This is a genomic window from Crenothrix polyspora (assembly GCF_900163755.1).
Lineage (GTDB): Bacteria > Pseudomonadota > Gammaproteobacteria > Methylococcales > Methylomonadaceae > Crenothrix > Crenothrix polyspora.
In genome coordinates this window covers 15,623-29,422 of the sequence record NZ_FUKI01000111.1, presented here as the reverse complement: position 1 = coordinate 29,422, position 13,800 = coordinate 15,623, and the positions used below count along the sequence as shown (strand labels likewise).

The window sequence follows — 13,800 nt, the reverse complement described above, 5'->3', positions numbered from 1 at the left end:
TGCTGAGCTTGTCGAAGCATGAACGGCACACTTCGACAAGCTCAGTGCGAACGGTTACGCTGTAACTATTGAACTGTGAAAACGCTGTAAGAATATGAGAGCAAACAGTTAAGCCTTGCACTGTGTTGCATTTTAAGCAGATAGCCAACACAAAAAACACCGCGTAAGCGTTGCTTTTGTACGCTGACATGCAGGAGATAATTTGGTGACTATGAAAAATAAGATTTAAAAATAAGACGTTTTATTTTTAAAGGGTAAGCCGTTTTGTGACTGGCTTTTGGCGTTATTTTTGCCGTAAATTCTTAAGAATTTCTTCTAAAGGTACAAGATTCATAGTTAACCTGAATAATACTTTATTATCGGTTAATAAACCATAACAGTGATAGCTTCTTAAACGGATATTGGTATGGTTTAAGGTATTTTCAGAGGATTCGGGCAGCTGTTTAACAAGAATGTGCAAGGTGTCATTATTTTTCAGCTGACTGACATAATAGCGATCAACTGAAATTTCGTGCGAAGTGTAAACCATAGGATTACGCTTAAAATCATGGTTTTCTAATTGGGCTTTTTCTAATAAAGCGCCAGAGGTTAAGCTGCAAGGAAATATTTCTGGATAATTGGCCAGTTGAATGACTTCATCAAAATAATCCGATTGTTCCGCAAACGAGCCGGATAGAAAATTTTTAACCGAACCATCGTTCAGGTATTTACGTTTAAGAAAATACTCGGTGTTCGGTACCTGTGTTCTATCTGCAATAGCGTTAAGATCAGGCAAATTATCAAGTGCTGTGTCGGCTAAAAATAGCGGCACTGAGGTTTCTTTTTTAAAGCCCAATAATACCGTTTTACCATCTGACTTCATCGCAATACGATTAGCCAAGGTTAAGGTAGGGATTGTGTTAATCAACGTCTTTTTAATTTCCAGATACACGGGTACACGCGGTCGAACCGCATTGACAAAGGTAATTTGATAATTACTGAAGCGCAGTTTGTTTTCAGCAATTACCTTGTCTTCATGATGCGCTGTACGATACAGACGCATTTGATATTCAATGAGTGTATTGAGTTGGTAGCCCAATACAATTGGGCCTTTAAATGGGTTATGGGTAATCTGCAACCATTTGTGTTTATCGTGAAACAAATTAAAGTCATCGGACGCATTGCGTGCTACTTCAATATGGATTTGTTCAAAAATATAAGGATCATTGTGCATGTAGTTAAAATACGCCGAAGTTATAAGTCAATGTACGCCGTGTTGAAGTGTCATTGTAAAGTTCATAATCGCTTTGCCTGATGCTAAGCCTAAAGCGCAAGCCTTGCCGTTACTTATTAAAAACCCGCTTACACCGAGGCAGTAAACACATTTCGTGACAATTTTGGGTTGTATTGAACAAAAATTGTCATGTTTTTAAACACGCGCAACATGAAAAATATTTTGTTAGCAACAAGCTCATTGTATTTATAGCAAAAATTTAAAAATATACGTTGGCACAGATAGTGCTTTTATCTTAGTAAGCCAAATGTTTCCAAGATAACAACTGATTAGCACGGTTTTTCATTGGCTTTAAAACTATTTATTTTCCAGTATGAAGGATGCCCAATGAAATACATCAATAAGTTAGCGCTGGTATTGAGCCTTGCTTTTTCATGCAGTTATGCAACGCCAGTGTTAGCATCGGTCGCTATACCACAAGAAATTATAGATTTTGCTACTAAAAAAGGCTTGGTACTTGGCAAGGTGGCTGCCCCCATAGCCAGCAAATATTTATTAGAAAACAAGCAAGTGGATGTTGCAGGAAAACTGGTTGTATCAGGCAAAGTCGTTTTTCAAGGCCATACTGTGCCTTTTTCGGCACCGGGTACCAATAACGCAATTTGGCGCACACACTACAGCTTTGGCAAAAAAAGACCAAATGGCAGTATACCGTTTAAATTTAATCAGTTACAAGGTAGTTTTGACGGCATCATGATACCGACTAAAGCAGATACCTACACGTTGAAATTGCTTAATCCTCAGGGCTCTTTGTTGTCAGGTCTTGCTACCGCTGGGCAAAAAAGTGGTACCGGTCTCTGGAAAAATACCCAATACAGCTACACCGCTGTTGTTAGCCAAAAGAACGTTAACGGGGTCATAAAACGCTACTTTGCCGTAAAAGAACAAGCAAGTTTTAACTTTAATCTGTTGGCCTTTAATGGCGCAATTGCAAATTACACTTATTCTTACGATTGGAATGGCATCGTAAAATAATGCTAACAACCCCCGTTGGAAAATTGATAACTATCACGATAACAGGACGATGCGCACTTAAATACCTGTTATCGTTTTTTTAACATGCTACTCCCCAAATACGTATTTTCTACTGCGCCTAATCCGGTTGCAACGCCATCTTCTTTAGCAATTTCGTAACCTAAAACACGGCCTAACACCCCAACGCTTACATTTTTATGTACTGGGGAGCGCAGATATTGCGGTTGCTGAGGATAATAATCACGCGGTTGCTGATACTGTTTACGGTAACTGTGTTGTACGCGATTTTTACTTTCGCGGTGGTAAGCTTCAGCTGCTGTGCTGCATAACAGCGCTACCGTGGTGAGTGAAATTAAAAATAATATTTTTTTCATTGTTGTATTTCCTTAGTGCGTCATTTTATAGGCCACCAAAATTTAATTCATCGGTTAAAAGTCTTGTGTTAATAGTATTCTATACAAGCTGAATAGAAACTTAACAAACCCAGTTAATTACCCTTTCCTTGTTTATGAATGTACAAAACTGCCGTAGATTCGTATTTTTGATTTTACCTGTTGATAATTTTAGTTAATTTTCAGAATAATTCTGCCCTAGCGCTTATAATTGGCGCAATTTTAGTAAAAAAACCTATCTACCCCCTCAATACATGGAAAATTTCACCCCCGGCCAGCGCTGGATCAGCAATACCGAAACTGAACTTGGCTTAGGACTTATTCTCGAAGTCAACTTTAAACGCATTACCGTGTTGTATTTAGCCAGCAACGAACAGCGTATTTACGCAATTGACAACGCCCCCTTATCGCGGGTGCGTTTTTCAGTGGGCGATACCGTTGAATCTGCTGATGAAGAAAAATTTATTATTGCTAAGGTAGTAGAGCAAGAAGGTTTAATTACTTACATCGGCACAGCGGTAGATGGCAGTGAGATTCGGCTCGATGAAATTGAATTAAATCACCATATTCAATTTAATAAACCGCAAGATCGCTTATTTACTGGCCAAATTGATCCTAATAGCTGGTTTTTATTACGTTACGATACGTGGCGTAAACTGCAAAAACACCAGCAATCCCCTATAAAAGGTTTATTAGGGGGGCGTACCTCACTGATTGCACATCAATTGTATATTGCTCATGAAGCCGCTAACCGCGCTGCGCCCCGTTTAATGCTAGCGGATGAAGTGGGGCTGGGTAAAACCATTGAAGCGGGATTAATTTTGCATCATCGACTCATACACGGCTTAAGCCAGCGTGTGTTGATTATCGTGCCGGAAAGCTTGTTACATCAGTGGTTGGTGGAGATGCTCAGACGCTTTAATTTACGTTTTAGTGTTTTTGACGAAGCGCGTTGTCTTGAAGAGCTAGGGGATAATAACATATTAGCGGGCACACAAACAGATGAAGATAATGAATACAGTGCGGATAATCCGTTTACAAATGCCCAGTTAATTTTAGCAAGCCAAGAATTTTTTGCCGCCTACCCTAAACGTCAACGCCAAGCTATTTTAGCAGGTTGGGACATGGTGATTGTTGACGAAGCACATCATCTGCAATGGAGTCCGCAGTTCGCCAGCCCAGAGTATGAATTTGTTGAGCATTTAGGCTTAGTCTCACCCAGTTTGATTTTATTAACCGCTACGCCAGAGCAACTGGGCAAAGAGAGCCATTTTGCACGCTTGCGCTTACTCGACTCTGATCGTTTTTACGATTTTGATGCTTTTCTTGAAGAAGAAAAACGCTTTGAGCCGGTTGCCAAAGCCACACGCTTTCTGCTCGCTGATGAAGCATTGAATGCAGACAGTAAGCAATTGCTGGCGGAGTTATTAAAAAATGACAACGTGACAGGCATTTTAAAAAATCTTGACGATCCTGACAAATCAGCCAGTGCGCGTGCTACTCTGGTTAATATCCTGCTTGACCATCATGGTACAGGGCGCATTCTGTTTAGAAATTCTAGGCAAACCGTGCAAGGCTTCCCTGAGCGCGAGCGTTACGGTTATTCTTTGCGCGGTGAAAAAAGCACCGATGATATGCAGCAAGATCCGTATTACCAATGGTTGGTTGAGCAGGTTAAACAACTGGCCGGTGAGAAAATATTGCTGATTTGCAAACACGCACAAACGGTTATTGATCTGGAGCAAAATTTACGCAATCGTGCCGGTATTGCATCTGCGGTATTCCATGAAGGCATGACTATTATCGAACGTGATCGCGCTGCTGCTTACTTTGCTGACACTAACAGTGCTGCTCGTCTGCTTATCTGTTCGGAAATTGGCAGCGAAGGCCGTAATTTTCAGTTTGTACAACATTTGATTTTACTGGACTTACCGACTAACCCCGATTTACTGCAACAACGCATTGGCCGCTTAGATCGTATTGGTCAAAAACATGTTATTCAGATTCACATTCCGTATTTGCAAAATACCGAACAGGCGGTGTTATATCGTTGGTATGACGAAGGTTTGGATGCTTTCCGCCATAACAGTACCGCAGCACAAGGCGTAGCAGATGCCTTGCGTAATGAGTTGTTGGCCGTTATACGCAGTGACGATTTGTTTGAAATTAATAGCTTTATCGAAAAAACTCAAGCCTTGCACGCGCAAATAGAACAGCAAATGCACCAAGGACGAGATCCTTTACTGGAATTAAACTCCTGTCGTAAAGACGTTGCTGATGATCTGATTGATCAGCTACGCGCTTACGATCATGAGGGTACTTTGTGGCCGTACCTGGAAGAGTTGTTTGAATGTTATGGGGTTGATACCGAATACCATTCGCCGGATTGCTTCATTATTCGCCCCAGTGACCATTTACGTGTCGCGCATTTTCCTGAGTTATCTGAAGATGGCATGACGGTAACCGACAACCGAGCGTGTGCTTTAGCGCGTGAAGAATTGCAGTTTATTACCTGGGAACATCCGCTGGTCACTGCTGCAATGGAATTGGTGTTATCCAGCGAAACCGGTAATGCTGCCATCAGTGTGGTTAGGCATCCACAGCTTAAAGCCGGACAGTTTTTATTGGAATGTGTGTTTATTGCTGAGTGCAGTGCGCCGGCTGAATTACAAATTGGGCGTTTTTTACCACATACCCCGATTCGGGTATTGGTGGATCAAGCTCAGAAAAATCTCAGTGCCACTTTTAACCACGACAGCTTGTTAGATACGGGTGCAAATTTTGATAAATCACAGATTGTTGCCTTCTTAAATAAGCAACGCAACTTAATCAGTAGCATTTTAACGGTTGCTGAACAACACGCGACAAGTGATATGCGAGATGTGATTGCAAAGGCTACTAATACCATGCTGGCATCGCTCAGTGCGGAAATTAAACGTTTGGTTAGGTTGCAAAAAGTAAATCCGTCTATTAAAACTGAAGAGATTGAACAGTTAAAAGATATGACTATGTTAGCGCATGAGCATATTCAAACTGCACAATTACGACTGGATGCCGTGCGCTTTATTATTACTAGCTGATGTGACTTTCATATTAGGTTGAATACCCAGAAGGTCGGGTCTTTGCCTGACTGTCAGAAGTGTCGAACCTCTAAATATACAGTGTTTTCACAGTTCAATAGTTACAGCGTAACCGTTCGCACTGAGCTTGTCGAAGTGTGCCGTTCATGCTTCGACAAGCTCAGCACGAACGGTGGCTGTAACTGTCCTAAGTTGAAAACGCTGTAAGTTCCTGTCCGCCCCATTAGTATAACAATTTAAGCGGGACAAGGTTTGTAGGTTGGAATGAGACGGCCAAACCAGCGGTACGGTATATCGTAGATTGGGGTTCCTATCGCCACCCCAATCTACGCCAATAACAGTGCATTTTGTTCCGCCTTAAGTGGCTAGCCACAATTTACAACATTGATTACTTTTTGTTTTTCATTGCCTGTACTAAGCCGCAGTAAAGTCAAAGTGGTTAACCCAAAAAATCAGTGGCAGTAAGCTACAATAGCTATACAGCAAAGAGAATTATACACATAAAAAATAATAATAATTATGGCTTGACTTTTGCTTTGAAATATTAATAAGTCGATCTGTAAGTCATTGATTTTATATTGAATCCAAAGCTGTAGTGTTTTTGTACAATGTAACAAAAACCTAATAAAATCACTTAGTAGAGCGTGTTTAAAACGAGTAATCCACAGAGTTATCCACAAAAATTGTGCATAACTTTATAGCGCTTGAATAACAAAAGCTGTTAAGCGAACCCTCAGAAAATCTAACCCAAGCCCCATAAAAAATAGGTCATGATCATCACCGCAGATATTATTGGCTATATCGCCGCCAGCCTTACTACCGCCTCATTTTTACCGCAAGCCATTTTAACGCTTAAAACCAGAGATACCGCCGCGCTGTCTTTGAGCATGTACAGTTTGTTTACTCTTGGTGTGTTATGTTGGTTGCTGTACGGTATTTATCTGTCAAATAAAGTTATTATTTACTCCAATGCTATTACTTTAGTGTTGGCTGCGTCGATATTAACCTGCAAAATTTATAATATACTCAGTAAAAAAGAATAAGCTTAGCCGCGCTCAGTTGCCTCTTTATCAAACATTATCAACACGGAAACCACAGTATGTCCCATAAAATCACTTTGACACAATTTCTCATAGAACAACAACGCGGCCTGCCGGACGCTTCTGGCACTTTCACTTTATTGCTGAACAATATTGTCACTGCCTGCAAAAAAATATCGCATCTGGTTAATCGCGGTGAACTTATTGGCGTGTTAGGCAGTGCTGAATCGGAAAATATCCAGGGCGAAATCCAGAAGAAACTCGACATCATCACCAATGACATCATGGTGAATGAGCTGAATTGGACTGGCCATTTGGCAGGCATGGCCTCCGAAGAAATTGACGACCCGATTAAAATTCCCGATCAATACCCCAAAGGCAAATACTTGCTGCTGTTTGATCCGCTGGATGGCTCATCTAATATTGATGTTAACTTGGCGGTGGGTACTATCTTTTCCATTTTACGCTGCCGTGAAGGTATTCACCCTGACGTACAGGATTTTTTGCAAAAAGGCGCAGAGCAAGTGTGTGCAGGCTTTGTGCTGTATGGGCCATCCACTATGATGGTGTTAACCACAGGGCATGGCGTGAATGCTTTTACGTTGGATCAGGACATCGGTGAATTTATTCTCACCCACTGCAATATGCAAATCCCGGAAACCACCAGCGAATTTGCCATCAACATGTCTAACCAGCGTTTTTGGGAAGCGCCCGTGCAACGTTACATCGAAGATTGCGTGCGCGGTAATGATGGGGTCAGCGATAAAAATTACAATATGCGCTGGATTGCCTCTTTGGTAGCCGATGTGTACCGTATTTTGACCCGTGGCGGGGTGTTTTTATACCCACTGGATACGCGTAACCCCAGCAAACCGGCTAAATTGCGCTTAATGTACGAAGCCAACCCCATGGGATTTATTATTGAACAGGCCGGTGGTTTATGCAGCACGGGACGTGAGCGCATCTTGAATATAAAGCCTGATAGTATCCACCAGCGTGTGCCGGTTATTCTCGGTTCTAAACAGGAAGTTGAACGTATAATGCAGTACCATCAACAAGGTTAGCTGGAAAATAACTGCCTAACCCTTGTTTGCAAACCCGCAGGCTCACCGGACAACTCATGCTTACCGAAACCCTAGAAAACCCCAGCTCATTTGAAGACTTGCAACTGCTAGCACCCTTATTGCAAGCGGTTACTAAGTTGGGCTACGAGAAACCCACTCCAGTACAGTTTCAAGCCATACCGCCTGCACTCAAGCTGCTCGATTTATTGGTTAGCGCTGAAACCGGCAGTGGTAAAACGGCGGCTTTCTTGCTGCCTACTCTACAGCATCTGCTGAATGTGCCACCGTCAAGGCGCGGTGCGCGTGTGTTGATACTCACCCCTACCCGCGAACTGGCACAGCAAATCTTGCAAAATTGTCAGCAGCTGGCCGAATTTACCAATCTTACCGCTGGTCTGATTACTGGCGGCGATGACTTTAAGCGCCAACAAAATCTGTTCCGGAAAAATACCGATATCGTCATCGCCACACCTGGCCGTTTGCTGGAATTGATGGCCTTGGATACGCCTTATTTAAGCAGCGTGGAAGTGCTGATTCTCGATGAAGCCGACCGTATGTTGGATATGGGCTTTAGGGAAGATGTACTTAATATTGTTAAGCACTGTAGCAACGAGGAAAGACAGACCTTGCTGTTTTCGGCTACCTTAACCCATTTCGGGGTGATTAAAATTGCCGACCAAGTATTAAAGAACCCGAAAACTGTGGCGCTTAATACCTTGCATGATGGCCACAGCAATATCGAACAGCAGATTATTTTGGCCGACCACAATGAGCATAAGCAAAAACTGCTGGCCTGGTTGCTGCAAAACCAGGCCTACGACAAAGCCTTGATTTTTACCAACAGCCGCATTCAAGCGGTTGAGTTGGGCAATTATCTACAACAACACGATTGCCGCGTAGCATCACTGCACGGTGAAATGGAACAAAAAGAACGCAACCGCGTGATGGGTTTATTTCGCAGCGGTACGGTTAACGTGATGACCGCTACCGATCTGGCAGCGCGTGGTTTGGATATCGGTGGCATCAATCTGGTGGTTAATTTTGACGTACCGCGCAACGGCATTAATTATATTCATCGCATCGGTCGCAGCGGTCGTGCCGATGAACAAGGCGTGGCGATTTCTTTGGTGAAACATACCGAATGGAATCTCATGGCCAGTATTGAACGTTTCTTAAAACAGAATTTTACCCGTCGCACGGTTGAAGGCTTGGTAGGCAGTTATAAAGGCCCGAAAAAAGTCAAAGGTTCAGGTAAAGCGGCAGGTAATAAAATCAAGGTTGAACCGAAGAAAGAACCGGAAAAGAAAGTAAAAATACGTGATAGGGATAAAAAAAATATTGGCAAGCGGCGTGTGCCGACGGTTAAGGCGGTTGAAGAGTAGGTAGCAAATAGCTTGGGCTAACAGCTTTACCGTTAACCCAACCGATTTGGATGTTATGTTGGGTTGCAAAAAGCGTGCAGCTCAACTTACGCAACTGCGATGACCGTTGCCGAACAAACACCGAGGGGAGCTATTAGCTTGGCCATTTTAAGCAAAGCGTAACAAAAAATCCTTTAGGAAAGCCGCGCTGTCCTGGTTGTAAACATTGCGAGATTCATAGATGGTCAATAAGTTTGATTTAGACTCGGCGGCTTTGCGGCTGAAAGTGAGCGCTGAAACTTTGGCCGTGTTATGGGCATAGCCTTGAATATCGGTTTGGTGGATTAAATAAAAACCGGCCGCTAAAGCCTGCTCAGCAAACTTGATGACGGTATGCACCGGAAGCAACAGATAAAACAGGCCTTGAAGCGATAATAATGCGTCGATGCTGCCGATTAGTTCGGCGTAAGGCAGTTGATCGGTGTGGCGTGCGGTATTTCTAAGTGCATTGAGCGATTTACTGTGCTGTTCAAAAAATGGCGGGTTGCTGATGATGAGGTCGTAGCAGCTATCCACTTTTAAGGCAAAGCTTTGAATATCCTGATGCACAATATCAAGATGCTTCGCCCAGGGGCTGTGCTTAAAGTTGAACTCGGCTTCTTTAGCCGCCGCTTCGGTTAACTCCACGCCGGTTACCTGCGCCGCGCCCAGTTGAGCCGCCATCAGCGAGAGCAGCCCAGTGCCGGTACCGATGTCCAGCACTCGGTCGCCCTGATTGACCGGTGCCATCGCGCCAAATAGCACGGCATCCGTGCATATTTTCATGCCTGAGCATTGTTGCAGCACTGAAAACTGCTGGAAGCGGAAGGTTGACATGGATTTATTGGCTTTAATGTTATTATTTTTCGTTCCGCGTTAGGTTGATAACCCTGTTTTTAAACGGTACAAAGCCGAAATATCCTCATCGCCCAAACCGTGCGCCATGAGTTGTTCATAATCAATTACCGTCATATCCGTTAACGGTGATGAAAAATCGATATGCTGGCTTATGGCCTGACAAATTTTTAAATCCTTATGGTGTAAAGCTAACCTAAAGCCAGGTTCAAAAATGCCACTGGTCATCGTTAAGCCGCGTTTGTCTAAAAACCAATTACCCGCTGCACCGCCTGCAAGCACTTTTATCACTTTTTCCATCGGCAAGTGTTGCGCCTGTGCAAACGCCAACGCTTCTGTTACCGCCTGATTAATCCCTGCACACATAACTTGGTTGACGGCTTTAGTCGCCTGCCCCGTACCCACTTCACCCATGTGCATAATGCGTGTCGCCATCGCTTGCAGGATGGGCATGATTTTCTGTAAAGCCGACTCATTGCCTCCCACCATCATCGCCAAAGTGCCGTTTTTAGCGCCTTCCACACCACCGGATACCGGTGCATCCAAAAATCCCACCTGTTTTTCGGCCAAGATGTTAGCCGCTTGCTGGGCGGTGTCGCTGCTAACGGTAGACATGTCCACTACTATCGAGCCGGATTTAAGGGTTTGCGCGATAGCATTCACCATTTCAAGCACATCGGCATCGGCAGATACGCATAAGAACAACACATCAACCTGAGCTGCCAACACATCTGGCTGGGCAACGGCAACAACACCCAAAGCCTGTGCCAATCGCTCGGCTTTCTCTGTGGTGCGATTGTAGATAGCCGTCAACAATCCTGCTTTGGCTAAATTACTGGCCATGCCCACACCCATAGCGCCTAAGCCTATAAATCCGACTTTCATATTATTGCTCAAATTAAAGTTTAGGGCTTTAAGTCAGCCAGCAGTTTTTGCTCATAATTTTGCCGAAAGGGCTTCAATTACGCGGCATGTTCTTTAAGCCATTCTTTCAACACATCATTCATACGGGTTTGCCAGCCTTTTCCTGTCGCCCGAAAAGCCTCTAATACACTGTTATCAACCCGTAACGCAATCTGTGTTTTATCAGAGCCATTGGGCCTGCCTCGCCGTGCTTCTATTGCTACAATGCCAGCAAGCAGCTCTTCTTTGGTTGCGGGACGGTCGTCTTCATCAATGCCGTCCCAGACAAAATTTGCTGATTCTGGTATGTTGCGGATAGCAGTTAAAACCTCTTCACGACTCATTGTATTTGTTTTTGAGCCAGTCATAGTAAACCTCTCTTTCGATACTGCCTGCCACGGCGAAAACTAATAATCCGTGTTGAATTATCACGTTTAACATGAACTACCGTCACTACAGCCAAAAATCCTAATGCGTATGAAATAGATTGAACACGTTTTTTATCGTTTCGACCAGTCAATAAATCAAGGCGATAAATTGATTCAAGCACCTCCTCAGCATCAGCAAAATCCAAGCCATGCTTAATAAGATTAGATTGTCGCTTTGCTTCATCCCAAGTAAGCTCTGTTTTCATATTAATAATTGTATATGCAATTATTTGATGCGTCAATACTGCTTCAACGGCTTTTGACTTAATAGTGGGAGTGCCCGATATCACGCAAGCCTTTCATATCACTGCCCAAGATAGGTATAAGACTTTAACCCCGCCAGCAATTCCAGTTCATAATCTTGTCGTTGTTGTGCGGTCAGATTGCTATTGGCCAGTTTTTGCCGATACGCAGTGATTAATTCGTCACTGCTGATATGTACATAATCCAGCAATTCAGATACATCTTCGCCTTCTTGCAGGTCATAAAAATGATAGCCATTACTGTCGATTTCAACATTGATTGAATGGGTATCACCAAATAAATTGTGCATATCGCCCAAAATTTCTTGATATGCGCCGACCATAAAAAAGCCGATCAAATACGGCTGTTTGCTGTCGATAGCATGAATTGGCAGGGTTTTTTCAATATTCTGGCCATCAATATACTGGTCGATACGGCCATCGGAATCGCAGGTTAAGTCTTGTATAACGGCACGGCGCGTGGGTTGTTCGTCCAGGCGGTGGATGGGCATGATCGGAAAAATCTGGCCAATACCCCAGATATCCGGCAGTGATTGAAACAGTGAGAAATTGCAGAAAATCTTGTCGGCCAATTTTTCGCTTAACTCTTTTTGTATGGTTGCTTCGCTTTGGTTGCTGGGGTTTAACTGGGTTTTAATTTGTTGGCAGGTCACTGCGTAGGCATTTTCCGCCTCGGCCAATTCGTTGATGGTTAACACATCTTGGGTGAATTGCGCCCGCGCCTCGGCGATGGCGAAGCTGGCATCGTGGTAACATTCCACCAGATGGGTGTCTGCTGGCAAGGGCTGTATTTGTTGCTGATGGCCATAAACCGATTCCACATCAGTGACATTGGTAATGAGTACCGCATGGTGCGCGGTGAGCGCGCGACCGGATTCAGTGATAATATCGGGCTGCGCCACTTGTTTGGCCGCACAGATTTCCGCAAAGCTGCGCACAATGTTTTGTGCGTATTCTTCTAAGCTGTAATTAATAGACGATTCGCGCCGCGAACGGCTGCCGTCATAATCCACACCTAAACCACCACCGGCATCGACGATTTTAATGGGCGCACCCAAGCGGTGTAGCTCGCTGTAAAACTGTCCCGCTTCGCGCAAGGCGATTTTAATGTCGCGGATATTGGCAATTTGCGAGCCCATGTGAAAGTGCATGAGTTGCAAACAATCCAGTAATCCAGCGTGCTTAAGGCGTTCGACCAGTTGCAGGGCCTCGTGGGCGTGCAAGCCAAACTTGGATTTTTCGCCACCGCTGTTTTGCCACTTTCCGGCGCTGATGCTGGACAAACGCACCCGTACACCCAATTGTGGTCGTACTTGCAATCGCGCCGCTTCTTCGATGATGAATTCTAGCTCCAGCGGTTTTTCTATCACCAGATACAAATCCAGCCCCATTTTTAAACCGATTAAGGCTTGACGGATATAAGCGCGGTCTTTATAGCCATTGCATACCACCACATTGCCTTTCGACAAGGCCATAATCGCCAGTAATTCCGGTTTGCTACCCGCTTCCAGGCCAATATTATCGGCGGATAAAATACCTTCTACCACTTGGCGTTGCTGGTTTACTTTAATGGGATACACTGGCGTATACTTGCCTTGATAATTATTATCAGCACAGGCTTTTTGGAACGCGGCGTTCAGGCGGTTAACGCGGTCTTTGAGTATATCGGTAAAGCGGATCAGCACCGGCAGCGACAAGTGTTTGTCTTCCAGCGATCTTGCAATTTCTACCAAATCCAGCGCAATGTTTTTATCGCTACAGGGGGTTACGCACACATGGCCTTGGGTATTAATGGAAAAATAGCCGTCTCCCCAATTGTTAATCGCGTAAAGCTGCGCCGATTGTTCGGTGCTCCAAGGTTGAGTCGCTACGGTCACAGTTGTCTCCAGGTTTTATTGCAATGGGGTAATTTTAAGGGGTAATGGTTAAATTCTGGAGATTTTTTCGTACTACGCATTAATTTGAGCGCCAGCACTAAAAAGCCAGTTTTCAAAAAACCGTTTAATGAGGTCAAGCGTGCATTTTTTCTGACAAGAACAGTTTGACTCTCAGCATGATACAGAATATAAGATATTGTAAAATATTATATTAATATCCTGCTGTTGTTTTTAGCAATGGATAATATCT

At 43.8% G+C, this 13,800-nt stretch carries 12 protein-coding genes; 5 read left to right on the top strand and 7 right to left on the bottom strand.

Features of this window, described 5'->3' with window-relative positions; translation table 11 throughout:
* Nucleotides 1–283: 283 nt before the first annotated feature.
* On the bottom strand, nt 284–1,213 hold the full coding sequence (locus CRENPOLYSF2_RS09170; RefSeq protein ID WP_087143649.1) for a hypothetical protein: 930 nt from the start codon (nt 1,211–1,213) through the stop codon (nt 284–286).
* A 387-nt stretch (nt 1,214–1,600) separates the two neighbouring features.
* On the opposite strand from CRENPOLYSF2_RS09170, the gene CRENPOLYSF2_RS09165 reads away from it, so the two are divergent.
* Entirely contained in the window at nt 1,601–2,248 is a 648-nt protein-coding gene (locus tag CRENPOLYSF2_RS09165) for a hypothetical protein (RefSeq protein ID WP_087143648.1), read from the top strand.
* A 68-nt stretch (nt 2,249–2,316) separates the two neighbouring features.
* Here the strand turns inward: CRENPOLYSF2_RS09165 and CRENPOLYSF2_RS09160 are convergent, their stop codons facing one another.
* On the bottom strand, nt 2,317–2,622 hold the full coding sequence (locus tag CRENPOLYSF2_RS09160) for a hypothetical protein (protein ID WP_087143647.1): 306 nt from the start codon (nt 2,620–2,622) through the stop codon (nt 2,317–2,319).
* 272 nt (nt 2,623–2,894) lie between these two features.
* Between CRENPOLYSF2_RS09160 and rapA the strand changes: the two genes are divergently transcribed.
* From rapA to CRENPOLYSF2_RS09140, 4 genes are all read left to right on the top strand, one after another.
* Entirely contained in the window at nt 2,895–5,720 is a 2,826-nt protein-coding gene (gene rapA / locus CRENPOLYSF2_RS09155; RefSeq protein WP_087143646.1) for an RNA polymerase-associated protein RapA, read from the top strand.
* 770 nt (nt 5,721–6,490) lie between these two features.
* The gene (locus CRENPOLYSF2_RS09150; RefSeq protein WP_087143645.1) at nt 6,491–6,763 is read left to right on the top strand and encodes a SemiSWEET transporter; all 273 of its coding nucleotides are present in this window, start codon (nt 6,491–6,493) and stop codon (nt 6,761–6,763) included.
* A 56-nt stretch (nt 6,764–6,819) separates the two neighbouring features.
* A complete protein-coding gene (locus CRENPOLYSF2_RS09145; RefSeq protein WP_087143644.1) occupies nt 6,820–7,824 on the top strand; it encodes a class 1 fructose-bisphosphatase in 1,005 nt (334 codons plus the stop codon).
* Between the two features lie 56 nt (nt 7,825–7,880).
* Entirely contained in the window at nt 7,881–9,206 is a 1,326-nt protein-coding gene (locus CRENPOLYSF2_RS09140; RefSeq protein WP_087143643.1) for a DEAD/DEAH box helicase, read from the top strand.
* Nucleotides 9,207–9,353: 147 nt separating this feature from the next.
* Here the strand turns inward: CRENPOLYSF2_RS09140 and CRENPOLYSF2_RS09135 are convergent, their stop codons facing one another.
* The 5 genes from CRENPOLYSF2_RS09135 to speA form a co-directional block, all read right to left on the bottom strand.
* Nucleotides 9,354–10,061, bottom strand: coding sequence for a tRNA1(Val) (adenine(37)-N6)-methyltransferase (locus tag CRENPOLYSF2_RS09135; protein ID WP_087143642.1), 708 nt, complete (start codon nt 10,059–10,061; stop codon nt 9,354–9,356).
* A gap of 39 nt (nt 10,062–10,100) precedes the next feature.
* Entirely contained in the window at nt 10,101–10,964 is an 864-nt protein-coding gene (locus CRENPOLYSF2_RS09130) for an NAD(P)-dependent oxidoreductase (RefSeq protein ID WP_087143641.1), read from the bottom strand.
* Nucleotides 10,965–11,041: 77 nt separating this feature from the next.
* Nucleotides 11,042–11,350 (bottom strand): BrnA antitoxin family protein, encoded by a 309-nt coding sequence (locus tag CRENPOLYSF2_RS09125; RefSeq protein ID WP_087143640.1) that lies wholly within the window; start codon nt 11,348–11,350, stop codon nt 11,042–11,044.
* On the bottom strand, nt 11,347–11,700 hold the full coding sequence (locus CRENPOLYSF2_RS09120; protein ID WP_217884087.1) for a BrnT family toxin: 354 nt from the start codon (nt 11,698–11,700) through the stop codon (nt 11,347–11,349). The genes CRENPOLYSF2_RS09125 and CRENPOLYSF2_RS09120 overlap by 4 nt, the downstream gene beginning before the upstream one ends.
* A gap of 14 nt (nt 11,701–11,714) precedes the next feature.
* Nucleotides 11,715–13,550 (bottom strand): biosynthetic arginine decarboxylase, encoded by a 1,836-nt coding sequence (gene speA / locus CRENPOLYSF2_RS09115; RefSeq protein ID WP_087143639.1) that lies wholly within the window; start codon nt 13,548–13,550, stop codon nt 11,715–11,717.
* Nucleotides 13,551–13,800 lie beyond the last annotated feature (250 nt).

Bases quoted from the DNA above. Each gene is read 5' to 3' on its own strand.
- CRENPOLYSF2_RS09145 (WP_087143644.1), top strand. From the start codon at position 6,820: ATGTCCCATAAAATCACTTTGACACAATTTCTCATAGAACAACAACGC.
- CRENPOLYSF2_RS09170 (WP_087143649.1), bottom strand. From the start codon at position 1,213: ATGCACAATGATCCTTATATTTTTGAACAAATCCATATTGAAGTAGCA.
- rapA (WP_087143646.1), top strand. From the start codon at position 2,895: ATGGAAAATTTCACCCCCGGCCAGCGCTGGATCAGCAATACCGAAACT.
- CRENPOLYSF2_RS09165 (WP_087143648.1), top strand. From the start codon at position 1,601: ATGAAATACATCAATAAGTTAGCGCTGGTATTGAGCCTTGCTTTTTCA.
- CRENPOLYSF2_RS09130 (WP_087143641.1), bottom strand. From the start codon at position 10,964: ATGAAAGTCGGATTTATAGGCTTAGGCGCTATGGGTGTGGGCATGGCC.
- CRENPOLYSF2_RS09140 (WP_087143643.1), top strand. From the start codon at position 7,881: ATGCTTACCGAAACCCTAGAAAACCCCAGCTCATTTGAAGACTTGCAA.
- CRENPOLYSF2_RS09150 (WP_087143645.1), top strand. From the start codon at position 6,491: ATGATCATCACCGCAGATATTATTGGCTATATCGCCGCCAGCCTTACT.
- CRENPOLYSF2_RS09135 (WP_087143642.1), bottom strand. From the start codon at position 10,061: ATGTCAACCTTCCGCTTCCAGCAGTTTTCAGTGCTGCAACAATGCTCA.
- CRENPOLYSF2_RS09125 (WP_087143640.1), bottom strand. From the start codon at position 11,350: ATGACTGGCTCAAAAACAAATACAATGAGTCGTGAAGAGGTTTTAACT.
- CRENPOLYSF2_RS09160 (WP_087143647.1), bottom strand. From the start codon at position 2,622: ATGAAAAAAATATTATTTTTAATTTCACTCACCACGGTAGCGCTGTTA.